Source organism: Streptomyces sp. TAA040 (assembly GCF_000424845.1).
This window is the reverse complement of record NZ_KE384255.1, coordinates 14,201-38,972: the sequence shown is the minus strand read 5'-3', so window position 1 is coordinate 38,972 and position 24,772 is coordinate 14,201. Positions and strand designations below refer to the sequence as shown.

The window sequence follows — 24,772 nt, the reverse complement described above, 5'->3', positions numbered from 1 at the left end:
GACGACCCGGTGGTACCGGCCGTACGCGGCGGAGGCTGCTGCCAGACTGGGGGCATGACGGAGACGACTGTCGGTATCGGGGGCGCGGCCGAGAGCACGGACATGGTGCTGAACATCGGCCCGCAGCATCCCTCCACGCACGGTGTGCTGCGGCTGCGCCTCGTACTCGACGGCGAGCGGATCAGTTCCGCCGAGCCGATCGTCGGCTACATGCACCGCGGCGCGGAGAAGCTGTTCGAGGCGCGCGACTACCGCCAGATCATCGTACTGGCGAACCGGCACGACTGGCTTTCCGCGTTCTCCAACGAACTCGGCGTCGTCCTCGCCGTCGAGCGGATGCTCGGCATGGAGGTGCCGGAACGGGCGGTGTGGCTGCGCACCCTGCTGGCCGAGCTGAACCGGGTGCTGAACCACCTGATGTTCCTCGGCTCGTACCCGCTGGAGCTGGGCGGCATCACGCCGATGTTCCACGCCTTCACTGAGCGGGAGAAGCTCCAGTACGCCCTGGAGGAGGTCTCCGGCGGCCGGATGCACTACATGTTCAACCGGGTCGGCGGCCTCAAGGAGGACCTCCCCGCGGGCTGGACGGGCCGGGCGGCCGAGGCCGTCGCGGCGGTCCGCGGCCGGATGGGCATCTTCGACGACCTGGTGCTGGGCAACGAGATCTTCCGCGCCCGTACCCGCGGCGTCGGGACGCTGGACCCGCGGACGGTGCACGCCTACGGCGTGAGCGGGCCGATCGCCCGCGCCTCGGGTGTGGACTTCGACCTGCGGCGGGACGAGCCGTACCTGGCCTACCCGGAGCTCCAGGACACCCTGCGGGTGGCGTCCAGGACCGAGGGCGACTGCCTGGCCCGCTTCGAGGTGCTGCTCGACCAGGCGCGCAACGCCCTCGACCTCGCGGACGCCTGCCTGGAGCGCCTGGCCGAACTGCCGCCGGGGCCCGTGAACCAGCGGCTGCCGAAGGTCCTCAAGGCGCCGGAGGGGGCCACCTACGCCTGGACGGAGAACCCGCTCGGGCTGAACGGCTACTACCTGGTCTCCCGGGGCGAGAAGACACCGCACCGGCTGAAGCTGCGCTCGGCGTCCTTCAGCAACATCCAGGCCCTCACCGAGCTGCTCCCGGGCACCCTGGTGGCCGACATGGTGGCCATCCTGGGCTCGTTCTTCTTCGTGGTCGGCGACATCGACAAGTGAGCTGCCGGAACGCCCACCGGCTCGCGCCCGGACCCGGGAGCCGGGCAGGGCGAGCGCCCTCGTGCGGCCGCGGCTCAGGGAGTCCGGCGGTGCCGGTGCGCGGCGGTGCCCTTCTCGGACGGCCGGGTGGCGGACCTGCGCCCGCCGCCGGTCCGGCCGCCGCCCGGGGCGCGCTCCGCGGACGGCGCCTCGTTCCCGCCCTCGGGGACCTCGGCCTGCTCCGCGAGGTCGATGACCTTGCCCGCCGCCCGTGGGCCGCGCCGCACCGGCGGCCGGGGCGCCTCAGCGGCCCGGGGCGCGGGGGCCTGCGGTGACGGTCGGACCCCGGCCGCGTCGTCCCCGACGGTCGGGCCGCCGGGCGCCTGCGCCGCGGGCCCCGGAGTTCCGGACGGCGGACCGGCGGGCGTCGGGCTGCCGGAGGCGGCGGCCGGTCGGACCGCACGGGACGGCTGCGGCTCCGCCGCCCGGCTGCCCGCCGACGGGGCGCGGGACGCCAGCAGGCCGGGGCCGGCCGCGTCGTCCCGCCCCTCGGGGTGGCCGCCGAAGAAGTCGAAGTTCTCCCCCTCCGCTTCCGCCGCCTCCTGGCGCACCTGCCGCTCCGCCGCCCGGCTCGCCTCCAGCTGCCGCTCGCGGTGGCGGGAGAGGTGCCGCAGCGCCTCGTTGGCCTGGAGGTAGGTGAGCGGAGTGGGGGCGCCGGACGCCCGGCGATGGTCGGCGGCTCCGGTCGTCAGCTCCTTCGCGGAGCCGCCCGCGGCTATCGCGAGCTGGCGCCGCCCCTCCAGGGCCGTCGCCCGGCCGGTCTCCGCACCGGCGTAGCGACGCAGCAGCGCGGCGTGCTCGGAGCGCAGGCGCTCCAGCTCGGACCGCTTGCGGCGCAGCACGTCCTCCAACGTGCCGCGCAGCTCGCGGGACTCGTCCAGATCGGACTCCAGTTCGGCCTGGCGCTCGTCCGCCCGCCACTCCAGACTCGTGCGGTCCGCCCTGACCTCGGCCACCCGCTGCCCGGCGGCCCGGTCCCACAGCCGCAGCAGAACGGCACCGGCCACCGCCGCCAGTCCGGCACCCGTACCGAGGAGCGTCGCGAGGAGTGCGCCACCGCCCTCCCCCGCTCCGGCGAGCCAGGCGCCGCCCGCACAGACGATTCCGGCGGTGGCGATTGCGGCCGGCGCGAGCACCCTGTGCAAAGGCGGCGCGTGGCGGTGACGTCCTTGTGGCATGGCCCGAAACCTACCGTGTGCGACGGGTATTGCGGGAGGTCGCCGAAGAAACTGTTCTCCGCCGGTTACGCGTGGCGTTACGAATCCAGCAGATCCTTCGACCGCAGATACTCCTCGGCGACATCACGGGCCTTCTCCCGGTCGGCGTCGACCTTGCGGTTCAACTCCGTGAGGTCCTCCGTCGTCAGCGCCCGGGTGACCCGCTCCAGGGCGTCCGCGATCTCCTGGTCGCCGGCGTCCTCGCTGTTCACCACGGGCAGTACGTTGTCGGCGTTCTGGAGGTTCTTGTCGTCCTCCAGCAGCACGAGTCCGAACTGCTCCAGGGTGGCGTCCGTGGTGGTGGTGAGCACCATGTCGTTGGTGCCGTCCTTCACCGACTGCTTGGCGGGAACGGTGCCGACGCCCTTGGGGTCCAGCGCGCTGACCTCGATGTCGTAGACCTCCTCCAGCCCCGGCTGGCAGAAGGGCCGCTCCGGGCATTCGTCGCCGGCGGCGAGCCGGACGCCGAGATCGGCCTCGCCCAGGTCGGTGAGCGTCGCGAGGCCGTTCTCCTCGGCGAATTCCTCGCCGACCGCGAATGCGTTCTGGTCCACCGCCCCACCGGCGGGCAGTACCGTCAGGCCGCGCGGCTCGGCGAGTTCGGTGAGGGCGTCCACCGTCTCGTCCACATCGCTGGACGCGACCGGGTTCGCCGCGGCCTCCTCGGCGCCGTTCGCCTTGGCGTTGAGGAATTCCGCGAGTGTGGCGGCGTATTCCGGCACCACGTCGATCTCGCCCTTCTCCAGGGCGGGTTCGTACAACTCGCGGTTGGCGAGTTTCTGCACCCTGGTCTCGTAGCCGGCGTCGGCGAGGACGGTCGCGTACATCTGGGCCATGATCTCGGACTCAGTGAACCCGGCGGAGCCGACCACCACGCTGCCCTTGTCCCCGCCGCCGGTCGTCGAGGTGTCCCCGCCCTCGTCCTCCAGGCTCTGGCCGCCGCATGCGGTGAGCCCTGCCGCCAGCAGGGCGGCGGTCGTCGCGGCCAGTCTGCGGCGGGTCGTGGTGCGGATCGTGATCACTGCTGCTCCTCGGCATGAGTTCCGGCGGCCGCCGGGCGGCGGCCCCTGCTGTCGTTCCGGCTGCTTCCCCCCTGCCGGGGTCCGCACGCCTGCCACCCGCGGCGGAGCCGCGGCCACGCGGCTCACGCCGGGCTCCCCGCGGGCGCGGACACCGGGGCGCGCCGCTCCGCCCTCCGGCGGCCCCGCATCGGGTCCAGGAACCGCTGGACGAGCACCAGCACCGCTTCCACCAGCAGCGCCAGCCCCGCCACGAGCACGGCCCCCGCGACCACCTGCGGGGTGTCGTAGGTGTGGAAACCGGCGGTGATGATCCGGCCGAGACCGCCGCCACCGGGCAGTGCGGCGAGTGTGGCGGTGGCCACCACCTGGACGGCGGCCGAGCGGACGCCCGTCATGATCAGCGGGAAGGCCAGCGGCAGCTCCACCCGGAGCAGCAGCTGCCACCCCGACATCCCCATGCCGCGGGCCGCCTCGACCACGTCCCGGTCGGCCTCGCGCATGCCGACGTAGGCGTTGGTGAGCAGCGGCGGGATCGCGAAGAGCACCAGGGCGACGACGGTCGGCCAGACGCCGTGGCGTCCCAGCGGGCTGAGCGTCAGCAGAACCAGGACGGCGAAGGTCGGGACCGCACGGCCGACGTTGGAGAGGTTCACCGCCAGCGGTCCGCCACGTCCGAGGTGGCCGAGCCACAACGCGACCGGCAGCGCGACGGCGCAGGCCAGCGCCAGGCAGACGGCGGTGAGGAAGACGTGCTCCCCGAAGCGCGCGCCCGCTCCGCCCTCACCGGACCAGTTGGCTCCGGTGCCGAGCCAGCTCCAGGCGTCCACCAGGACTCCCATGCCGCTCACCCGGCCTTTCCGGACGCCGTCCGCGTCCACGGTGTCAGCACCCGCTGCACGCCGAGCAGCAGCAGGTCGGCGAGGACTGCCAGCACGACGCAGATCACCGAGGCGGTCAGCACCTCGGCCTTGAAGTAGCTCTCCATACCGCTGTAGATGAGGTTGCCCAGCCCGCCGTAGCCCACGATGGCGCCGACCGTGGTCAGCGAGACGGCCGAGACGGTGGCGATCCGCACACCGGCCATCAGCGCGGGAAGCGCCAGCGGCAGTTCGACGCCGAGGAGCAGCCGCCCGGGCCCGTAGCCCATCCCGCGGGCCGCCTCCCTGGTGTCGGCGGGGACGGCGTCCAGCCCGGCGAGGATGTTGCGGACCAGGACCGTCAGCGAGTACAGCACCAGCCCTCCGACCACCACCGCGACGGAGACACCGAAGAGCGGCATCAGCAGGGCGAACATCGCCAGCGAAGGGATGGTGTAGAGCACCGTGGTGAGGCCGAGCACCGGACCGGACGCGATCCCCCAGCGGCGGGCCACCAGCGCCAGCGGGAAGGCGAGGAGGAGGCCGAGCAGCACCGAGGCCCCCGTGATGCCGACATGCTGGACCGTCGCGTCCGCGAGTTCTGGGCCGCGCGTGCGCACGTACTCCCCGCAGATCCACTGGTTGGCGGCGAGACAACCTTTCGAAGTCACGTCCGCGACCCTAACCCGCACGGCTGACAGAATGGGACACATGATCCGATTCGAGCGTGTGACCAAGCGCTACGCCGACGGCACCACGGCCGTCGACGGGCTGTCCTTCGAGGTGGCGAAGGGCGAGCTGGTCACCCTGGTCGGCCCGTCGGGCTGCGGCAAGACCACCACGATGAAGATGGTCAACCGGCTGATCGAACCGACCTCGGGGCGGATTCTGCTGGACGGCGAGGACGTCTCCGAGGTGGACCCGGTGCAACTGCGCCGCCGGATCGGGTACGTCATCCAGCAGGTGGGTCTGTTCCCGCACAAGACCGTGCTGGACAACACCGCGACGGTGCCGCTGCTGCTCGGCGGCGGACGGTCCCGGGCCCGCAAGCGGGCGGCCGAACTGCTCGACCTGGTCGGCCTGGACCCGGCGGTCTTCGGCAGCCGCTACCCGGACCAGCTCTCCGGCGGGCAGCGGCAGCGGGTCGGCGTGGCGAGGGCACTCGCCGCCGACCCGCCGGTGCTGCTGATGGACGAGCCGTTCGGGGCGGTGGACCCGGTGGTGCGCGAACGCCTGCAGAGCGAGTTCCTGCGGCTCCAGGCCGAGGTGCGCAAGACGGTGCTGTTCGTGACCCACGACATCGAGGAGGCCGTCCGGCTCGGCGACCGCATAGCGGTGTACGGCGAGGGCCGGATCGAGCAGCTGGACCCGCCGGCGAAGGTCCTGGGCCTCCCGGCGACCCCGTACGTCGCGGACTTCGTCGGCGCCGACCGCGGGCTGAAGCGGCTCTCCGTCACCACGATGGAGCGCGGCGACCTGGTGCAGCCGCCGGTGGTGGGACTCGACGACCGCCCGGAGCGGGCCGCCGAGCGGATGCGCGCCGAGGGCGTGCGCTGGGCGGTGGTACTGGACGACTCCGGCGGCCTGCACGGATGGGTCTCCGCCGAGTCCGTGGCGGGCCCCTCGGCCACCGGGACGACCGTGCGCACGCACGCCCGGCGGATGGACGCCTGGCTGCCACTGGGCTCCTCGCTCAAGCTCGCCTTCAGCACGATGCTCCAGCACGACGCCGGCTGGATCGCGGTGCTGGACGGCGACCGCTTCGAGGGCGTCCTGACCCCCGACCGGCTGCACGCCGCTCTCCGGCGCTCGATCGACGCGGACGAGCAGGGCGTACCGCGCGAGAAGGCCGACGTGGAGACGGTCTCGGGGGTCTGACACCGGCCACCCCGGGGCCGGAGTCAGACCCCCGGAGCCGGAGTCGCAGGAACGCGCCCGCGCGGGTGGCGCCGCGCGGGCCGTCAGGCGGCGGCGCCGCGCGGACCCTGGCCGTCCTCCGGGCCATCCGGGAGCCGGCAGACCCGCTCCAGCCAGAGCGACACCCCGATCACCGCGAACGCGGCCGCCACCGAGAGGCCGGCGTAGAGCGCCTGCTCCCCGCGGGCCGGCACCGTGGTGGCCCCCGAGGTCAGCAGGAACACCGCGATCCCGCCGTAGACACCGGCCGCCAGCGCGGCCACCAGCGCGCTGGCCTGCCCGAACACCACCGCACGGGCAGCCATCATCGGTTCGACGCCCTTGGCTCCCGGACGGCGCTCGCGCTGGGCCCGCAGCCGCGAGCGCAGCGAGAGCGCAGTGGCCAGCAGCACGAACGCGATCAGCGCCAGCACGACGGGGGCGAACACCGGAACGGCCGGCAGGCTGCCGACCGAGTCCCAGAGCCGGGAACCGGACCAGGAGAGCACACCCGAGACCGCGAGTACCGCGGCGAGCGTGCCGATACGAATCTGTTTCACGTCTCTTCCACGCTGACCTTCGACTCCGCGCCGTCCCCGGACGGCTGTCCGTACGGCTGTCCGGCGGAGGGGCCTGCCGCGCCCGCCGCCCGCTTACCGGCCGGCTCCCACCGGCATGCCATCGCTGCCCGAGGGCGCCACCCGTCCGGGCGCCCACCCCGGGAACGCTCAGTCGGGCAGTGCGAGTTCCAGGTCCCAGCGGGGGGTCACGCCCTTGTGGCCGACCTCCGCGAGCAGCTCGGCGACGGTGCCGCGGCCGGCCACCTCGGCTGCCGGGTCCAGGTCGTGCCAGGGCACCAGGACGAAGGCGCGCTCGTGGGCCCGCGGGTGCGGCAGGGTGAGCCGCGGGTCCTCGGAGACGACGTCCTGGTAGGCGAGGATGTCCACGTCGATGGTGCGCGGGCCCCACTGCGCGTCCCGCACCCGCTCGAAGGCCTCCTCGATGGCCTGGCCGCGCTCCAGGAGCGAGTCCGGGGGCAGCGTGGTCTTCAGCAGCACCACCGCGTTGAAGTAGGCGGGCTGCGAGCCCGGCTCCACCCCCCACGGCTCCGTCTCGTAGACCGGCGAGACCGCTTTGATGCGGACGCCGGGGGTGTCCTCCAGCGCGTCGATGGCGCCCTGGAGCGTGTCCAGCCGGTTGCCGAGGTTGCTGCCGAGCGAGATCACAGCGCGTTTCGGATTGCTGAGGGTCAGGTCGGCCGCGTCGACCTGCTGCACCACGGAAGCCGGCACCGGCTGCACGGTCGGGTCACTGTTCGGCGTCATCGTCGGCTCCGCTTGATAGTGATGGTCACATCGTCAAAAGGCACGGTGATCGGGGCCTGGGGCTTGTGGACGACCACCTCGACCTCCTGCACCGCGTGGTGTTCCAGGCATCGGTCCGCGATCCGCTGGGCGAGGGTCTCGATCAGCTCGACCGGCTCCCCCTCGACCACCGCCACGACCTCCTCGGCCACCACCCCGTAGTGCACCGTGCGGGCGAGCTCGTCACCGGCCGCCGCCGACCGGGTGTCCACTGCCATGTCCACGTCCACGACGAAAAGTTGTCCCTCTTCTCGTTCCCGCGGAAAGACCCCGTGACGCCCCTGCGCCCGCAGGCCCCGCACCGCGACTCGGTCCATGACGCATCACCCTCCTTCGTGTCTGGAATCCGGCCCGGCGCCGGACGGGCTCCGGGCGCCCGCCGTGTCCCGTCCGCGGGGACGCGCGCGCCCCGCCCGCCGGGCGAACGGCCCCGGGACGCAGCGATCCCCGCCTCACGCACCGTGAGCCGGGGAGAGTCTCCGTCATGGAGCAGCCCGGTGTCGAAGCCGGCCAGCCGGCCCCTACCCGTCAGCCGCCCTGGCCACTCCGGTATTCCCGCCACGGGCTCTGAACGGGTGACCAACGGAACGCCCGGTGACACGAGCCGTGCCCGGACCCCGCCCCGTACCCCGGGCCGGGCGCGGACACCACCCCGTGCCCCCGGCCCCGTACCGCGCGCCGCTCGGCGCCCCGCCCGTCGTGGGGCCGGTCGGCGAGTCCCGGGTCACGCGGCTCCCCCACCGGGCGGGGCGTCCGCCGCGGGGCCCTCCGCCCCGCCCGCGGCCCGGCGCACGGCACGTACCACCCGGACGGCGTCCGCGCTGGCCCGTACCTCGTGCACCCGGACGGCCCAGGCACCCGCCTGCGCGGCCAGCGCGGAGACCGCGGCCGTCGCCGCGTCCCGCTCCCTCGCCGGCGGCGGCTCCGAGGCGTCGTCGACCAGCACGCGGCCAAGGAAGCGCTTGCGCGAGGCGGCGACCAGCATCGGACGCCGCAACTCGGCGCCGAAGCGTCCCAGAGAGGCCACCAGGGCCAGGTCGTGCTCGGCGTTCTTCGCGAAGCCCAGTCCCGGATCGACGACGATCCGGTCGGCCGCGACGCCACCGGCCACCGCCTGTTCGACGGCCCCCCGCAGCTCCGTCAGCACCTCGCCGACCACGTCCGCGTAGACGGCGCGGTCGTTCATGTCCACGGACTGCCCGCGCCAGTGCATCACCACGTACGGCACCCCGGCCTCGGCCACCACCGGGACCATCCGCGGGTCGGCCCGGCCACCGCTGACATCGTTGACCAGCCGCGCTCCCGCGGCCACCGCCTGCTCGGCCACCGCGGCCCGCATGGTGTCCACGCTGACCACGACGCCCTCACCGGCCAGACCGCGCACCACCGGGAGCACCCGGCGCAGCTCCTCCTCCTCGTCCACCCGGGTGGCGCCGGGGCGGGTGGACTCGCCACCGACGTCGACCAGGTCGGCCCCGGCGGTGGCCAGGTCAAGCCCGCGTTTGACCGCCGCGCCGGTGTCGAACCAGCGCCCGCCGTCGGAGAAGGAGTCGGGCGTGACGTTCACCACGCCCATCACCGCGCACCGGTCCAGGACCGGCAGCCCGGGCACGGCAGGAGGGACCGCACGCATCGCACACATGGCTCCCAGCGTACGGGCTGCCCCGCCTCCTCCAGCGGGCCCGGCACCGGCAGGAGGGGCGGCAGCGGGACGGCGGGGCCAGGCGGGCTCAGCGTGCCATGATCAGGCTCATCGCCTCGGAGCGGGTGGCGGCGTCGCGCAACTGGCCCCGCACGGCGGAGGTGAGCGTCTTGGCCCCCGGCTTGCGCACGCCGCGCATCGTCATGCACATGTGCTCGCACTCGATCACCACGATCACGCCGCGCGGTTCGAGGATCCGCATCATCGAGTCCGCGATCTGGGTGGTGAGCCGCTCCTGCACCTGGGGGCGGCGAGCGTAGACGTCCACCAGCCGGGCCAGCTTGGACAGCCCGGTGATCTTCCCGCTGGCGGACGGGATGTAGCCGATGTGCGCCTGGCCGACGAACGGGACCAGGTGGTGCTCGCAGCTGCTCATCACCTCGATGTCCTTCACCAGCACCATCTCGTCATGGCCGAGGTCGAAGGTGGTGGTGAGCACGTCTTCGGGCTGCTGCCACAGCCCGGCGAATATCTCGCGGTAAGCCCTGGCCACCCGGGCCGGGGTCTCCCGCAGACCCTCGCGGTCCGGGTCCTCACCGACCGCGAGCAGCAGCTCGCGGATCGCGTCCTCCGCCCGCTTCTCGTCGAAGTCGCCGACCCGGCCCTCGCCGTCCCACGTCATCGGATCGGTCATCGGCTGCCTCGCTCCTCGTACGTATGGACGGAAAAGACCGCGCCCCTGGATACGTCAATCCTGCGGGGCGCGGTCGACATTCCGGTGCGGGTGTGAGGGAGCCCCACTGCCCCGCGGACCTGGTCCGGACTCAGTTCTCCGGGCGGGCCTCCGGCTCGGCCACGGACTCGGCGAGCGAATCAGCGACCGAGGAGTCCCTCGGACCGATCTCCCGGCCCTTCTCCAGACTGGGGGTGCCGTTGCTGAGCGTCAGCTCCTTGGGAGTGGCGACCGGCGGGCGGGTGGAGGGGGTGCGGCGGGTGGAACCCGTCCAGGCCGGACGTGCCGGACGTTTGACGATGGACCGGAAGACGTCCGCGATCTCCTCCTTGCCGAGGGTCTCCTTCTCCAGCAGCGCCAGGACGAGGTTGTCCAGGACGTCCCGGTTCTCGACCAGGATCTCCCATGCCTCGTTGTGCGCCGTCTCGACGAGCTTCTTGACCTCCTCGTCGACCAGCCCGGCGACCTCCTCGGAGTAGTCACGGCTGTGCGACATCTCCTTGCCCAGGAAGGGCTCGGACTGGTCGGAGCCGAACTTGATCGCTCCCAGCCGCTCGGTCATGCCGTACTGGGTGACCATCGCGCGGGCGGTGGCGGTCGCCTTCTCGATGTCGTTGGCGGCACCGGTGGTGGGGTCGTGGAAGACGAGCTCCTCGGCCGCACGGCCGCCCAGCATGTACGCGAGCTGATCCAGCATCTCGTTGCGCGTCGTGGAGTACTTGTCCTCCTCCGGCAGCACCATGGTGTAGCCGAGCGCCCGGCCCCGGGACAGGATGGTGATCTTGTGCACAGGGTCGGAGTTCGGGGAGGCCGCGGCCACCAGGGCGTGTCCGCCCTCGTGGTACGCGGTGATCTTCTTCTCCTTGTCGCTCATGATCCTGGTCCGCTTCTGCGGACCGGCCACCACGCGGTCGATCGCCTCGTCCAGGAAGGAGTTGTCGATCAGCTTGGCGTTGGACCTGGCGGCGAGCAGTGCGGCCTCGTTGAGCACGTTGTTGAGGTCGGCGCCGGTGAACCCGGGGGTCCGCCGGGAGACCGCGGAGAGGTCGACGTCCGGGGCGACCGGCTTCCCCTTCTGGTGGACCTTGAGGATCTCCAGGCGGCCGTTCATGTCCGGGCGGTCCACCGCGATCTGCCGGTCGAACCGGCCGGGACGCAGCAGCGCCGGGTCGAGGATGTCCGGACGGTTGGTGGCGGCGATCAGGATCACGCCGCCCTTGACGTCGAAGCCGTCCATCTCGACGAGGAGCTGGTTCAGGGTCTGCTCGCGCTCGTCGTGCCCGCCGCCCATACCGGCGCCGCGGTGCCGGCCGACGGCGTCGATCTCGTCGACGAACACGATCGCGGGGGCGTTGGCCTTGGCCTGCTCGAAGAGGTCGCGGACCCGGCTGGCGCCGACACCGACGAACATCTCGACGAAGTCGGACCCGGAGATGGAGTAGAACGGCACCCCGGCCTCACCCGCGACGGCACGGGCCAGCAGGGTCTTGCCGGTGCCGGGCGGGCCGTAGAGCAGCACACCCTTGGGGATCTTGGCCCCGACGGCCTGGAACTTCGCCGGCTCCTGGAGGAACTCCTTGATCTCGTGGAGCTCCTCGACGGCCTCGTCGGAACCCGCCACGTCGGAGAAGGTCGTCTTCGGGGTGTCCTTGGTGATCAGCTTCGCCTTGGACTTGCCGAAGTTCATGACCCGGCTGCCGCCACCCTGCATCTGGTTCATCAGGAACAGGAAGATCACGATGATCAGCAGGAAGGGAAGGAAGGAGAAGAGGAAGCCGACGAACGGATTCTGCTCCTGCGGCGAGACGGTGTAGCCGTCCCTGAGTTGGTTGTCCTGGTACTTCGTCTGCAGCGAATTGGCGATGTCGACGCCCTGGTCGCCGATGTAGCTCGCCTTGATCTGGTCACTGTCGTCGATCTTGACGCCGTCCTTGAGCTCGACCTCGATGGTCTGCTCGTCGCCGGTGGTCAGTTTCGCCGATGTGATCTGGTTTTCGTTGATCGCCTGAACGACCTCGCCGGTGTCGACCGTCTTGTAGCCCTCGGATGACCCGACGACCTGCATCAACACGACCACGGCGAGGACGGCCAGCACGATCCACATGACCGGCCCACGGAAGTATCGCTTCACGTCCATCCACACGAGGCAGTGACGCCCCGTCCCTCCTGCCATAGTGAGTTGAAAAGACCGACCTTCGGACGGTACCCCAGCATTGTCGCCCGTCGCCGACGGGCGCGGTCAACACGGTTGGTTCCCCTGCTCCAACGGAGGGGGACCTCCGAGTGTTCCCGCCGTGTTCGACCCGTCGCCCGGCCGGCCACCCGTGCCTCAGCCGCCGTAGACGTGCGGCGCCAGCGTGCCGACGAACGGCAGGTTGCGGTACTTCTCCGCGTAGTCCAGGCCGTAGCCGACGACGAACTCGCTCGGGATGTCGAAGCCGACCCACTTGACGTCGATCGCCACCTTGGCCGCCTCGGGCTTGCGCAGCAGCGTACAGACGTTCAGCGAGGCCGGCTCCCGGGATCCCAGGTTCGACAGCAGCCAGGAGAGCGTCAGCCCGGAGTCGATGATGTCCTCGACGATGAGGACGTCCCGGCCCTTGATGTCGGTGTCCAGGTCCTTGAGGATCCTCACCACCCCGGAGGACTGGGTGCCGGCGCCGTAGGAGGACACCGCCATCCAGTCCATCGTGACCGGCGAGGCCAGGGCCCGCGCAAGGTCCGCCATCACCATCACGGCGCCCTTGAGGACTCCCACGATGAGCAGGTCCCTGCCCGCGTACTCCGCGTCGATCTGCGCGGCCAGCTCGGCCAGCTTCGCGTCGATCTCTTCCTTGGTGATGAGGACCGACTCCAGGTCGGCACCCATGTCCTTGTCGTCCACCCTGCTGCTCTCGCTCGTCGCTCGGATGCGCGCTCAGTCGTCGCTCTGCCGAATGACCAGTGTGCCACCCTGCCGACGGGCTTCGACGCGCCCGGGCAGATTGATCGCCCGCTGGCCGCGCCAACCGGTGACCAACCGGTCCGTCTCCTCGATGTGGCGGGCGAACAGCGAGCCGGCGGGTGAGCCCGCGGCGATCGCCGCGCGGCGGAGTACCCGCCGGCGCACGGCGGACGGCAACGCGTGGAGCCGGACGACGTCGAGCCGGGCCGCCCCGGGCACGCGACTGCCGCCGGGCAGCGGCCGCGAGCCCGACGGGGAGACGTCCGCCCCGGACGCGGGCCCCGGAGCGGGGGCGAAGCCCGAAGCGGGGGCGGAGCCCGCGGGCACGGGAGCGGAGGGTGCCGGGCCGGGAACGGGGGGCGCGTCCTCGGACGAGGGCTCCGGTATCCGGACGGCGCGCTCCGCCTCCGCCGCCCAGGCGTCGAGGGCGTCGGCGTCGTCCCGGGAGAGCTGGGCGGTGCGCGCCAGGGCCTCCGTCACACCCTTGCCCAAGGCCTTCTCCAGGGTGGGCATCGCCTCGTGCCGGACCCGGGAGCGGGTGAAGGCGGGGTCGGTGTTGTGCGGGTCGTCCCACACCGGCAGGGACTGCACCATGCACGCCTTGCGGGTGGTCTGGCGGTCCACGCCCAGAAAGGGCCTGCGGTACCGGCGGCCCGCGTCCGGCCGGCCGGCGGGTGAGCCGGACACCGCGGCCATGCCGGACAGCGACCGGGTGCCGGAGCCGCGCGCGAGCCCGAGCAGCACCGTCTCGGCCTGGTCGTCACGGGTGTGGCCGAGCAGGACGGCGGCGGCGCCGAGCCGCTCGGCCGCCTCGTCGAGGGCGGCGTAGCGGGCGTCGCGGGCGGCGGCCTCCGGGCCGCCGTCCCGGCCGATCACCACCGCGACCGCCTCGGCCGGGGCGAGACCGAGCTCGCCGAGCCGCCCGACCACCTCGGCGGCGCGCAGCTCGGAACCGGGCTGGAGGCCGTGGTCGACCGTGACCCCGCCGCAGCGGACGTGGAGTCGGCGGCCCTCGAAGGCGAGGGCAGAGGCCAGTGCCATCGAGTCGGCGCCGCCCGAGCAGGCGACCAGTACCAGGGGGCGGTCACCGCCGACGGGGCCGCGGCCGGCGGACCGGCGGGGGGCTTCGTGCAGCGCTTCTTCGAGCACGTCGTGGAGAACGCGGCGAACCGCCAGGCGTATCGCGGCGACCGCGGGATGAGGACCCATGTCCGTTTCACTTCCTCGGGAGCGACCGGTCGGACGGCTGGCCGTCGGCCGGTTCGGTCGTATGGAGCTCGGTGTCTAACGGGGAGAGAACAGCTCGGGCACGGTGGTGGCACCAGAACACCTGGCGGCTGCCGGGGCCCGGGCCCCGGACCGCCTCGGTCTCCGGCACTGCCGACCGGACCCCGCGACCCCTTCGTCACGCTGGGTGCGACGATGGTGACAGAGAAGCGCTACTCCTCCGAGCATCGCACGCGACCACGGCTCCTCACGGTCCCTCGGAAGGGTGATTCACCGGTCGTTCGGGCTCATCATTCGGCCGTCTGGTGCACCCTGGCCACCCAAGCCGCCGGGTCGGCAATCTCCGCCTTGGTGGGAAGTGTGTTCGGGGAGGTCCACACCCGGTTGAAGCCGTCCATGCCGACCTCGTCCACCACCGCCCGCACGAACCGCTCGCCGTCACGGTACTGGCGGAGCTTCGCGTCCAGGCCGATCAGTTTCCGCAGCACCTGGTCGAGGCGGCTCGCCCCCGCCTGCCGGCGCTTCTGGAACTTCTCCCGGATCTCCGTCACGGAGGGCACCACCTGCGGCCCGACCCCGTCCATGACGTAGTCGGCGTGCCCCTCCAGCAGCGACATCACGGCGGTGACGCGGTCGAGGATCTCCCGCTGGGCCGGGCTCTGCATCAGGTCGACGAAGCTGCGTCCGCCCGACGCCTTCCGTGGCTCCGTGGCGGCCGCCTGGCCCGTCCCGTCGGCGCCTCCGCCGTCCGCGGCGCCCTCCTCCGCGCCGGTGCCGGTGTCCGCACGGCCGCCGGTGACGGACTGCATCGCCTCCCGCAGCCGCTCGATCAGGGTGGAGGGGTCGAGTTCGGTCTCGGTGAGGAAGGACTGGATCTCGCCGCGCAGGTGGTCGCGCAGCCAGGGCACCGCGGTGAACTGGGTGCGGTGCGTCTCCTCGTGCAGGCTGACCCAGAGCCGGAAGTCGTGCGGGTCCACACCCAGCTCGCGCTCGACGTGCACGATGTTCGGCGCGACGAGGAGCAGCCTGCCCCCGGCCCCGCCGGGCGCCCCCGGCAGTTCCGGCGTGACAGGGGCGAAGGTCTCGTACTGGCCCAGCACCCGGGAGGCCATGAAGGACAGCAGCATGCCGACCTCCACGCCGGTCACCTTCCCGCCGACCGCTCCCATCACCATGCCGCCCGGGGACGACGAGCGCCGCTCGCGCATCCTGCCCAGGAGCGGCGAGAGGAGCTCGCGGAACCCGGCCGCGTTGGCGCGGATCCAGCCGGCACGGTCGACCACCAGCACGGGGGTGTCCGCCGCCTCGCCGACCGGCGTGAGGCCGGTGAAGGCCCGCACGTGCGCCTCGGACGCCCTGGCGTGCCGCCTCAGTTCGGCGACCACCGCCGCGGCCTCCTGGCGACTCACCTCGGGCCCCGGCCGGACCAGCCGGGTCGCGGTCGAAGCCGCGAGATTCCAGTCGACCATCTGCGTACCACCGAAGCTCGTCATGAGTTCACGGTACGGGTTCACCGCCGACGGGCACAGCGTTCCCCGGCCCCGGCGGGCGCTGCGGCCGGACGCGTCCGTCAGCGGCAGCCGCAGCCCGCGACCGTCGCGGCGAGCCGGTCGAGCACCGCTCTGGCGGCGGACGGGTCGGTGCTGCCGCTGGACAGGAAGGCGTAGGTGAGCGGCCGGCCGTCGGCGTCCACCACGGTGCCGGCCAGTGCGTCGACACCGGTGAGGGTCCCGGTCTTGGCACGCACGACCCCCGCGCCCGCGGCCCGGTCCTCCGCGGTGTACCGGCTTCCGAGGGTGCCGGTGAACCCGGCCACCGGCAGCCCGCTGAGCAGCGGACCCAGTTCGGGGCGGTCGGAATCCCCGGCGCGGTCCAGCAGGGCGGTGAGGAAGCGGGCGGAGACCTGATCGGCGCGGCTCAGCCCGCTGCCGTCAGCGAACCTGGCGCCGGACAGCGGCAGGTCGAGCTTCTTCAGCTCCGCCCGGACGGCCCTGCCGCCGCCGGCGAAGTCGGCGGGCTCGCCCGCCGCCAGGGCGACCTCGCGGAAGAGCGCCTCCGCGAGGTCGTTGTCGCTGTGCGTCAGGGTCCGCTCGACGAGCGAGGACAGCGGGGCGGAGCGGTGAGCGGCAAGCTCCTCGGCCTTCTGCGGCGCGGTGGCCTGCACGGCGGGTTCGGGGGGACCGTCGTCCCGGCCGGGGAGCCGCCTGGCGAGCAGCTCGGCGAAGCGGGCGCCGGCGTCCGCGGCCGGGTCCGCCGCCCGCCGAGCGGGCCCGTACTGGCTGTCGTCCAGCCGGGCGGCGTTCAGCATCAGCGGTGTGATCGGCGCAATGTTGTCGTTGACGCCGATCGGGTGGGCCGAGTCGCCGTCGTAGCGGGACGTGTCGTAGCCCACGCCGCGGGGGCGCAGCTCGCGCTCTTCCAGTGCCGCCACGGTCCGGTCGGCCAGGGCGGCCAGCTGCTCGTCGGTGAGCGTCGGGTCGCCGCCGCCCACCAGCAGCACCCGGCGCTCGAGCGGGTCCCACACGGTGCGGGTGGTCAGCCGGTGGTCGGCGCCGAGCGCGGTGAGGGCGGCGGCGCCGGTGGCGAGCTTGACGGTGGAGGCGGGGGTGAGCGCCTTGCCGGAGTCGTCCCGGAACAGCTCCTCACCGGTGACCGCATCCCGCACGGAGGCGGTGCGGACCGTGCCGAGCGCGGGGTCCCCGAGCAGCGGTGCCAGCTTCTTCCGCAGTGCCCCGCGGGCGGGCGGCGCACCGTCCTCGGCCGCGCCGAGGACGGGCGGCGCGCTGGGCGCGGAGTCGAGCAGCGCGGCGGGCAGGTCGCCGGGGCCGCCGAGGCGGGCGTCGTCACCGGGGGCCGCCGGGTTCGCGCCGGTGTGGTGCGCGCCACTGTCGGAGCCGAATTCGGCCGCTCGGGCGCGTTCGGCCGTACGCTGACCCGAGTCCCACGGTCCCGCGACCGTCACCGCGGTCAGGGCGACCGTCAGCCCCACCGCGACGGAACCCGCCGTGAGCTGCCAGGTGCGCCGGGTCTGCGGCGGGGCTGACCGGAGCCGCCGGACGGCCGGCGCCGAGCGGACGTACCAGACGTACCGCGCCTTCCGCCGGCGCAGCCGGAGGGCCCGCACGGCCTCGTCGCGCGAGCGGTTCCACCTGTTCCCGGCATTGCCCGACACCTCGGACCAGCCCCTTTCGCGAGCACCCACCTGCGTGGGGGACACTTAACCACCAGACACATGTGTTGATCACGGAGGAGCCTCCCTTGGAGTTCGACGTCACCATCGAGATCCCGAAGGGTTCACGGAACAAGTACGAGGTGGATCACGAGACCGGACGCATCCGCCTGGACCGTCATCTGTTCACCTCCACCGTGTATCCGGCCGACTACGGTTTCGTCGACGGAACCCTCGGCGAGGACGGCGACCCGCTGGACGCCCTGGTCCTGCTGGAGGAGCCGACGTTCCCCGGCTGCATCATCAAGTGCCGCGCCATCGGCATGTTCCGGATGACCGACGAGGCAGGCGGCGACGACAAGCTGCTGTGCGTCCCCTCGTCGGACCCGCGGGTGGAGCACCTGCGGGACATCCACCACGTCTCGGAGTTCGACCGGCTGGAGATCCAGCACTTCTTCGAGGTGTACAAGGACCTTGAGCCCGGCAAGTCCGTCGAGGGCGCCGACTGGGTGGGCCGTACGGAGGCCGAGGCCGAGGTCGAGGCCTCGGTGAAGCGGCTTGAGGCGAACGGCGGCCACTGAGCCTCTGCGGACGCCGCCGGCCGGTGGGGGAGCCGCGGCTCCCCCACCGGCCGCGTGCCTTCCCGGGCCCCGGTCGGCGGCGGGCGCCGGACCGGGCCGGGGCGGCGTCAGAACCCCCGGGTGCGCTTGGCCGCGCGGCGGCCGGGGAGTGGGGTCTCGACCCCGGGGGACTTGATGAACAGCCGGGCGAGTTCGCCACCGAGATTTACTCCGATGGCGATGGCCAGCGCGAGTGCCGCGGCGGCGGCGAGGTTCTCGAAGCCGCGGTCGAGGTGCCCCTGGGCGATGCCGAGCAGCCCGTAGTAGGTCGCGCTGCCGGGGAGCAGCGGCCCGATGGCCGCGGTGATGTACGGCAGCGCGGACACGAACTGGTAGCGCGACATCAGCTGCCCGAACAGGCCCACCATCCCCGCCGCGACGACCGTGGCGGGCACCCGGTCCAGGCCGGCGGTGTTGGCCAGCGTCCCGTAGACCAGCCAGGCGATGCCGCCGTTGAGCGTCGCCCAGACGACCGTCCTGCGCTCCTGCTGGAGCAGCACGCAGAACGCGAGCGCCAGCAGCATCGCGGCGAAGAGCTGGACCATCGGACGCTCAAACGATCCGCCACCCTCCGGATCGGGCTCGGCCCCGACCAGCTTGCCCGCGTAGAGGACGCCCAGCACTCCGCAGACGATGCCGACGATCAGGTAGACGACCTCCAGCAACCGGGCGGAGGCGGTGATGTAGTAGCCGGTCAGCCCGTCGTGCACCGCCGCGACCAGGGCCCGCCCGGGGATCAGGGCGAACAGGCCGCCGGTGATCACCGCGGACGCCCGCAGATCGGTGGGCACCCAGTCGGCGCTGAGCACGACCGCGACGCCGATCGCGGCGGGCGGCATGGCGGCCACCACGAACTGGTAGAACTCCGGCAGCCCGCGGCCGGCCGCGATCCAGGCCAGCCGGTCGCCGAGCACCGCGCCGATGGCGGCGAGCACGAAGACGGTCACGCCACCGCCGACCAGGGTCGCCGCGGCTCCCGCCAGCAGTCCGCTGGCCAGCGAGAGGGTGCCCTTGGAGAAGGGGTGCCGGTTCCTGCGGATCTCCGCCAGGCGGCCGTAGGCCTCCTCCGGCGTCACGTCGCCCGAAGTGACGTCGTCGACCAGCCGGAAGACCGCGGCCAGCCGGGTGTAGTCGGTGCCGCGGCGACGGACCGTGCGGCTGAGCGTCACGGGGTCGTCCACCAGAGAGGGCTGGTGCGTGACGGACAGCAGGGTGAACGTGACGGTCGGCTCGCAGCGGTCCAGCCCGAACGCGTGGGCCACACCGAACATCGCCGCCTCCACGTCCTCCGCCCCCTCGCCACCGGCGAGCAGCAGCTCGCCGATACGCAGGGTGAGGTCGAGCACCCGGGGGACGGCCGGGCCCGACTCGTCCTCGCCGCGCGGCGCGCGCTCCGGCGCCGGGCGTTCGGCCAGCGGCATCCGCACCATCGTGCGCATCCGGTCCTGCCAGGGGGCGTTCGGCGTCAGCAGGGTGCTGATCATCGGCATGCCCTGGGCGGGCGTGTACGTGAAGCTGCTCCCCTGGGGTTCCGCAGAGAGGGCGCGGAAGCCTTCCGGCACCGTGAACTCCGAGGTGGGGTGCTCCTCCTCGGGGGGCGGCGGGAGCGGAACACCCAGCGGCGGGGTGAAGGCGCTGCGCGCCTCGTCCGAGACGGGTTTGGTGTCGTCGGAGGGCTCACCGCCCTCGCCGGTCGCGCCGTTCTGGTTCCGCTGCGAGTCCCCGACCACTTCTGACTGTCTCCTTGTTCCGTGCGTGTGCTGCCGCCGGCTCTCGCAGTTGGTCCGGCGGCCGCGGGAGGCGGGGCGGCACCCCTCCGGGGCCCCGTCTGCCGAAGCATAGGATGAGCCCTGCTTCACCGCCTGACGGAGTACCCGGGGAAACAGGAGATCATGGCGAATACGGTCGGCACCCGCTTGTTCAATGTGTTCCGGGGTTCCCTCATCGGCTCTGCCGAGGTGGTGCCGGGCGTCAGCGGCGGCACCGTCGCGCTCATTGTCGGGGTCTACGAGAAGCTGATCGGCGGTGCGGGTTTCCTCACCACCGGCGTACGTTACGCGTTCGCCGACCTTTCGCGCGGGCGGGGGATCTCGCGCGCCGGTGCGGAGTTCCGCAGAGTGGACTGGGGCGTGCTCGTCCCGCTGCTGGTCGGGATGGCGGCCGCGCTGGTGCTGGGCGCGGCGCTGGTGGCGCCGCTGGTGGAGGACCACCAGCAGTACGCCTATGCGCTGTTCTTCGGCCTGGTCCTGGCCTCGCTCTGGGTGCCCTACTCGCACTCCGGGCAGCGCTGGACCGGCACCCACTACCTGATCGCGCTGGTGGTGGCCGTGGCGGCGTACGTGCTGACCGGTCTGCCACCGGCGCAGGCCCCGGTGAGCCCGCTGACGGTGTTCCTGGGCGGCTCGGTGGCGATCTGCGCGCTGGTGCTACCGGGGCTGTCCGGCTCCTTCATCCTCCTGACGCTGGGCCTGTACGAGCCGGTGATCGACGCGGCCAACGACCGCGACCTCCTCCTGCTCGGCTCCTTCGGCGCGGGCTGCGTGCTGGGACTCGCGGTGTTCGTCAAGATCCTCAAGTGGCTGCTGGAGACCCACCACCACCTGACCCTCGTGGTGATGACGGGCCTGATGGCGGGCTCCGTCCGGGCGCTGTGGCCCTGGCAGGACGAGGACCGCAACCTCTTCGCCCCCGGCGAGGGGATCGTCCCGACCTTCGGTCTGATGGCCTTCGGCTTCGTCCTGGTGGTGACGGTGATCCTGGTCGAACACCGGTTCGCCTCCCACCGCCCCGACGAGAGCACCGAGGACGAGCCCCCGGCCCGGCGCCGGCACGCCCGCGTCTGACCCGGCGCGCGTCCCGCGTTCCGCGCCCCGGCGGCCCGCTCTCCGCGCAGGAGGCGGGCCGCTGACGTTCCGTGCTCCGGTGCGCCGCCGTCCGGCGGCCGTTCCGGGCGCGTCGGTCGTCCGTGGCGCGTCAGCTCCGGCGGGGGCGAGTCACCCGGCGGCGAAGGGGTTGCGGACTCCCTCCGGGAGCACCGTCGGCTCCCGCTCGCCCTCACCCGCCATCACATGGGCCCTCGACTCCAGCCGTCGGATGAGACCGAGCGTCCACCGGGCGTCGCTCTCCACGGTGTGCGCCCACCGCCTCATGACCTCGCCGATGGGTCCCCACTCCCGTGGAGTGGCGCCCTCCGGGGTCCGGTGCTCGGCGATCTCGGCCTGCCAGGCCTCCAGCGCGGCGACCCGCTGCCGCAGCAGCGCCACCGCCTCGGAGCGAGGGAGGTCGACGAGAAAGCCGACCCCGGAGGTGAGCACGTCCGGCTTCTCGTCGACCGCGGTGAGGGCGTGCCGCAGCAGCGCCGTGAACTCGGCCTCCCCGGCCCCGGTGAGCTCGTACTCGATGCGCGGCGGTCCGCCCGCGGTGCTCGGCGCGACATCGTGCGCGTGCAGCATGCCCTGCCGGGCCAGTCGCTTGAGCGCGTGGTAAACGGAGCCCGGCTTGGCCGGGGACCACTGGTGGGCCCCCAGAACTCCAGGTCGTTGCGGACGGTGCAGCCGTGCGCCCGACCGTGCTGACGCACCGAGCCCAGCACCGGCAGCCGGATCGCCGACATCGTTCCTCCCGCTACTCCGCTCTACGGGTCCTGGTCCGGCGCCAGCCTACGCGGGTGCCCGTACGCGGCCGGGCGCCGCCGGGGAGGGCCTCAGGACTCGTAAGCACTCCAGTCCGGCTCGACGAGTGCACCCGTCTCGAAGACGAGGTCGAAGGCGCCCTTGCCGTCGATCGTCTCCCGGATGACGTCCGCGTGGCCGGCGTGCCGCGCGGTCTCCTCGATGAGGTGCAGCAGGCCCCAGCGCCACGAGCGCGGGCCGCCCTCGTCCCACGGGGCGGAGGGGAGAGTGAACAGCTCGTCCATCGAGGGCAGTGCGCGCACGGCCTCCTCCGTCTCCCGGGCCACCTCCTCGTAGCACTCCAGCACCGACACGGCCGTCTCCTCGCCGCCGGGGACGAAGGTCGCGGCCGCCTTCCTCATCGCCGCGGGGTCGTGGAAATCGAAGCACTCGACGCCGCGCATGGTGCGGATCCAGCTCCGCTCCCCCAGCGCGACGTGCTTGAGGACTCCGGCCAGGGACAGCTCGCTGGCGCTCGGCACGCTGCGCACCTGCTCCTCGGACAGGCCGTGCAGGGCGCGGCGGACTCCGCCGCGCTGCGCCGCGAGGTAGCCGAGCAGCGCGCCGCGCTCGTCACCGTGGTTCTCGGGCATGACAGGAGTGGGCATGGGACGGCCTCTCGACTTCGCGGCTCTCCCGAGCGAGGAATTCGCTCCACCGCCAGGCCGACGCTACGGTCCCTTGCGGACCGTTACGGTCCGCAAGGGACCGGAGAGGCCCGGGGATCGGCGGCGAGAGGCCCGAGAGCCGGTGCCCGGGACCGGAACGGCGCGTCAGAAGGGGAAACCGCTGCGGCCGTGCTGGACGCTGATCCACTTGCTGGTGGTGAAGGAGTTCACGAAGTGCTCGCCGTTGAGCCGGCCGAGCCCGGAGTGCTTGACCCCGCCGAACGGGACGATCGGCTCGTCCGCCACCGTCGAGTCGTTCACGTGGATCATGCCGGTCTCCACGCGCTGTGCGAAGGCGACCCCGCGCTCGACGTCCGCGGTGTGCACCGCCCCGCTGAGCCCGTACGGCGTGTTGTTGGCAGCGCGCAGTGCCTCCTCCTCGCCGTCGACCGGGATGATCAGGGCGACCGGCCCGAAGATCTCCTCGGACAGGGCCGGGGCGTCCGCCGGGAGGTCGGTGAGCACCGAGGGCGAAACGAGGTTGCCCTCCACCTCGCCGTGCAGCAGCGCGGTCGCGCCGGCCTCCACCGCCTGCTCGACGACCGCGGTGATGCGCTCCGCCTGGCCGGAGTTGATCAGCGGCCCGATCACCGTCTCCGGGTCCTGCGGGTCCCCCACCTTCAGACCGCGGACCTTGGCGACGAACTTCTCGGTGAACTCGGCGAGGACGCCGCGGTCGACGATGATCCGGTTGGCCGCCATGCAGACCTGGCCCTGGTGCACGTACCGGCTGAACACCGCCGCGTCGACCGCGTAGTCGATGTCCGCGTCGTCCAACACCACGAGTGCGCTGTTGCCGCCCAGTTCGAGCACGGCGTACTTGAAGTGGCTCGCCGCGACGGTCGCCACGTGCCGGCCGACCCTGTCGGAGCCGGTGAAGGAGATCACCTTCGGCACCGGGTGCTCCAGGAGCGCGTCGCCGATCTCTGCGATGTCGGTGACGACGACGTTGAGCAGCCCCTTGGGGAGCCCGGCCTCCTCCAGGAGGGAGGCCACCAGCGTGCCCCCGCAGACCGGGGTGTTCTGGTGCGGCTTGAGGACCACCGCGTTCCCCAGCGCGAGTGCCGGGGCGACCGACTTCAGGGAGAGCAGGAAGGGGAAGTTGAAGGGAGAGATCACCGTGACCACACCCACCGGTACCTGGTAGACGCGGTTCTCCCGGCCGTCCACCGGCGAGGGGAGGATCCTGCCCTCGGCCCGCAGGGCGAGTTGCATCGCCTCGCGGAGGAACTCCCGTGCGAGGTGGAGCTCGAACGCCGCCTTGGTCCGCGTGCCGCCGAGTTCGGTGATGATCAGCTCGGTGAGTTCCTGCCCGCGCTCGTCCACCAGGCGCAGCGCGCGCTCGAAGACGGCGCGACGCGTGTACGCGTTGGTGGCCGCCCACGCGCGCTGGTGCCGCTCGGCCGCCCGGTAGGCCTGGTCGATCTCCTCGGCGGTGGCGACCGTGATCGAGCAGAGCTTCTCGCCGTCGTACGGGTTGAAGTCGATGATGTCCCACGAGCCCGTTCCGGGACGCCATTCACCGTCGATGTACTGAAGCGCCAGATCCGTAAAGCTGGGCATGCCGTTCCTCCGGGGTGGCGGACATATGAGGGCACGTCATCGTACTTGTGTTTCACGCGAGTTGACGTGTTCGGTGCAGAAGGTCCCGGGTGGCCGCCGGGTCCAGGCTGTTGGTGAAAAGCCGCTCCAGCACTCCGGCGTACTCGGCCACCTCCTCGGACTTGTCGAGGTAGAGCGAGCCGGTGAGCTGCTCCAGGTACACCACGTCCGGGATCTCCGGCTCGGGGAACCGCAGCAGGGTGAAGGCACCGCTCTCGGCCGGGTGCCCGCCCCGCTCGAAGGGCACCACCTGGAGCGTCACGTGGGGATGCTCCGACAGACGGGCGAGGTGGTCGAGCTGCTCGTCCATCACGGCGCGGCTGCCGAACCGGCGCCGCAGGGCGGCCTCGTCGACCACGCAGCGCAGCCGCGGCGCGTTCTCCTGGAGCAGCAGCTTCTGCCGCTCCATGCGCAGGGCGACGCGGCGGTCGATCTCCTCGCCCGGCGTACCGAGCCGGTGCCCGCTCGTCACCACCGCGTGGGCGTAGGCCTCGGTCTGGAGCAGCCCGTGCACGAACTGCACCTCGTAGGTGTCGATCTCGGAGGCGGCACCTTCCAGCCCGACGTAGGTCTGGAACCAGGACGGCAGCACGTCGGTGTACCGGTGCCACCAGCCGGCCACGCTGGACTCCCGGGCCAGGTTCAGCAGCGGCTCGCGGTCGGCCTCCGCGGTCACACCGTAGAGGGTGAGCAGATCGGCCACGTCCCGGGGCTTGAAGCTCACCCGGCCCAGCTCCATCCGGCTGATCTTCGACTCGGAGGCGCGGATGGAATAGCCGGCCGACTCCCGCGTCACGCCCTGGGACTCCCGCAAACGCCGCAGCTGGGAGCCGAGCAGGATACGTCGCACCATGGAACCGCTCGAACCGTTTGCCCCGCTGTCAGCGCCTGTCACCGGATATAC

22 protein-coding genes and 1 pseudogene are annotated in these 24,772 nt (G+C 72.5%); 4 read left to right on the top strand and 19 right to left on the bottom strand.

Annotation, left to right across the window (positions count from 1 at the left end; all coding sequences use genetic code 11):
- Window positions 1–54 precede the first annotated feature (54 nt).
- Window positions 55–1,197, top strand: a complete 1,143-nt coding sequence (locus tag H300_RS0123755; protein WP_028429382.1) for an NADH-quinone oxidoreductase subunit D-related protein — start codon at window positions 55–57, stop codon at window positions 1,195–1,197.
- A gap of 74 nt (window positions 1,198–1,271) precedes the next feature.
- On the opposite strand, the gene H300_RS29610 is transcribed toward H300_RS0123755, so the two are convergent.
- From H300_RS29610 to H300_RS28955, 4 genes are all read right to left on the bottom strand, one after another.
- Window positions 1,272–2,414, bottom strand: a complete 1,143-nt coding sequence (locus H300_RS29610; RefSeq protein WP_199779253.1) for a hypothetical protein — start codon at window positions 2,412–2,414, stop codon at window positions 1,272–1,274.
- Window positions 2,415–2,491: 77 nt separating this feature from the next.
- Window positions 2,492–3,466 carry an ABC transporter substrate-binding protein gene (locus H300_RS0123745; protein WP_051270411.1) on the bottom strand — a complete coding sequence of 325 codons (975 nt, stop codon included), beginning with the start codon at window positions 3,464–3,466 and terminating at the stop codon, window positions 2,492–2,494.
- Window positions 3,467–3,597: 131 nt separating this feature from the next.
- Window positions 3,598–4,314: an ABC transporter permease gene (locus H300_RS0123740; protein WP_028429380.1), complete on the bottom strand. Its 717-nt coding sequence runs from the start codon at window positions 4,312–4,314 to the stop codon at window positions 3,598–3,600.
- A 5-nt stretch (window positions 4,315–4,319) separates the two neighbouring features.
- Window positions 4,320–5,003 carry an ABC transporter permease gene (locus H300_RS28955; protein ID WP_037981763.1) on the bottom strand — a complete coding sequence of 228 codons (684 nt, stop codon included), beginning with the start codon at window positions 5,001–5,003 and terminating at the stop codon, window positions 4,320–4,322.
- A gap of 40 nt (window positions 5,004–5,043) precedes the next feature.
- Here H300_RS28955 and H300_RS0123730 point away from each other — a divergent pair, with 40 nt between their 5' ends.
- Complete coding sequence (locus tag H300_RS0123730; RefSeq protein ID WP_028429379.1) at window positions 5,044–6,210, top strand: betaine/proline/choline family ABC transporter ATP-binding protein; 1,167 nt, start codon at window positions 5,044–5,046, stop codon at window positions 6,208–6,210.
- A gap of 83 nt (window positions 6,211–6,293) precedes the next feature.
- Here H300_RS0123730 and H300_RS0123725 read toward each other — a convergent pair whose 3' ends face one another.
- The 10 genes from H300_RS0123725 to dacB form a co-directional block, all read right to left on the bottom strand.
- Complete coding sequence (locus H300_RS0123725; protein WP_028429378.1) at window positions 6,294–6,788, bottom strand: DUF3180 domain-containing protein; 495 nt, start codon at window positions 6,786–6,788, stop codon at window positions 6,294–6,296.
- A 168-nt stretch (window positions 6,789–6,956) separates the two neighbouring features.
- Window positions 6,957–7,553, bottom strand: coding sequence for a 2-amino-4-hydroxy-6-hydroxymethyldihydropteridine diphosphokinase (gene folK / locus H300_RS0123720; RefSeq protein WP_028429377.1), 597 nt, complete (start codon window positions 7,551–7,553; stop codon window positions 6,957–6,959).
- A complete protein-coding gene (gene folB / locus H300_RS0123715; RefSeq protein WP_028429376.1) occupies window positions 7,550–7,909 on the bottom strand; it encodes a dihydroneopterin aldolase in 360 nt (119 codons plus the stop codon). Before folB ends, folK begins: the two co-directional genes overlap by 4 nt.
- Window positions 7,910–8,316: 407 nt before the next feature.
- On the bottom strand, window positions 8,317–9,225 hold the full coding sequence (gene folP / locus H300_RS28950; protein ID WP_199779255.1) for a dihydropteroate synthase: 909 nt from the start codon (window positions 9,223–9,225) through the stop codon (window positions 8,317–8,319).
- A 97-nt stretch (window positions 9,226–9,322) separates the two neighbouring features.
- Window positions 9,323–9,928, bottom strand: coding sequence for a GTP cyclohydrolase I FolE (folE, locus tag H300_RS0123705; RefSeq protein ID WP_028429375.1), 606 nt, complete (start codon window positions 9,926–9,928; stop codon window positions 9,323–9,325).
- A 130-nt stretch (window positions 9,929–10,058) separates the two neighbouring features.
- Window positions 10,059–12,104 (bottom strand): ATP-dependent zinc metalloprotease FtsH, encoded by a 2,046-nt coding sequence (gene ftsH, locus H300_RS0123700; protein WP_028429374.1) that lies wholly within the window; start codon window positions 12,102–12,104, stop codon window positions 10,059–10,061.
- 192 nt (window positions 12,105–12,296) lie between these two features.
- Window positions 12,297–12,836, bottom strand: a complete 540-nt coding sequence (gene hpt / locus H300_RS0123695; RefSeq protein ID WP_037981782.1) for a hypoxanthine phosphoribosyltransferase — start codon at window positions 12,834–12,836, stop codon at window positions 12,297–12,299.
- A 48-nt stretch (window positions 12,837–12,884) separates the two neighbouring features.
- Entirely contained in the window at window positions 12,885–14,120 is a 1,236-nt protein-coding gene (gene tilS, locus H300_RS0123690) for a tRNA lysidine(34) synthetase TilS (RefSeq protein WP_028429372.1), read from the bottom strand.
- Between the two features lie 308 nt (window positions 14,121–14,428).
- A complete protein-coding gene (locus H300_RS0123685) occupies window positions 14,429–15,631 on the bottom strand; it encodes a zinc-dependent metalloprotease (protein ID WP_028429371.1) in 1,203 nt (400 codons plus the stop codon).
- A gap of 77 nt (window positions 15,632–15,708) precedes the next feature.
- Window positions 15,709–17,310 (bottom strand): D-alanyl-D-alanine carboxypeptidase/D-alanyl-D-alanine endopeptidase, encoded by a 1,602-nt coding sequence (gene dacB / locus H300_RS0123680; protein ID WP_028429370.1) that lies wholly within the window; start codon window positions 17,308–17,310, stop codon window positions 15,709–15,711.
- A gap of 86 nt (window positions 17,311–17,396) precedes the next feature.
- On the opposite strand from dacB, the gene H300_RS0123675 reads away from it, so the two are divergent.
- Window positions 17,397–17,888 carry an inorganic diphosphatase gene (locus H300_RS0123675; RefSeq protein WP_028429369.1) on the top strand — a complete coding sequence of 164 codons (492 nt, stop codon included), beginning with the start codon at window positions 17,397–17,399 and terminating at the stop codon, window positions 17,886–17,888.
- Window positions 17,889–17,995: 107 nt separating this feature from the next.
- Here the strand turns inward: H300_RS0123675 and H300_RS0123670 are convergent, their stop codons facing one another.
- Window positions 17,996–19,657: a threonine/serine exporter family protein gene (locus H300_RS0123670; RefSeq protein ID WP_028429368.1), complete on the bottom strand. Its 1,662-nt coding sequence runs from the start codon at window positions 19,655–19,657 to the stop codon at window positions 17,996–17,998.
- A 162-nt stretch (window positions 19,658–19,819) separates the two neighbouring features.
- Here H300_RS0123670 and H300_RS28945 point away from each other — a divergent pair, with 162 nt between their 5' ends.
- Window positions 19,820–20,770: a DUF368 domain-containing protein gene (locus H300_RS28945; RefSeq protein WP_051270344.1), complete on the top strand. Its 951-nt coding sequence runs from the start codon at window positions 19,820–19,822 to the stop codon at window positions 20,768–20,770.
- Between the two features lie 150 nt (window positions 20,771–20,920).
- On the opposite strand, the pseudogene H300_RS28940 reads toward H300_RS28945, so the two are convergent.
- From H300_RS28940 to H300_RS0123645, 4 genes and pseudogenes are all read right to left on the bottom strand, one after another.
- Window positions 20,921–21,540, bottom strand: a pseudogene (locus H300_RS28940) (PadR family transcriptional regulator).
- Between the two features lie 90 nt (window positions 21,541–21,630).
- The gene (locus tag H300_RS0123655; protein ID WP_028429367.1) at window positions 21,631–22,206 is read right to left on the bottom strand and encodes a DinB family protein; all 576 of its coding nucleotides are present in this window, start codon (window positions 22,204–22,206) and stop codon (window positions 21,631–21,633) included.
- 165 nt (window positions 22,207–22,371) lie between these two features.
- The gene (locus tag H300_RS0123650) at window positions 22,372–23,829 is read right to left on the bottom strand and encodes an aldehyde dehydrogenase family protein (protein ID WP_028429366.1); all 1,458 of its coding nucleotides are present in this window, start codon (window positions 23,827–23,829) and stop codon (window positions 22,372–22,374) included.
- A gap of 52 nt (window positions 23,830–23,881) precedes the next feature.
- A complete protein-coding gene (locus H300_RS0123645; protein ID WP_028429365.1) occupies window positions 23,882–24,721 on the bottom strand; it encodes a Scr1 family TA system antitoxin-like transcriptional regulator in 840 nt (279 codons plus the stop codon).
- Window positions 24,722–24,772 lie beyond the last annotated feature (51 nt).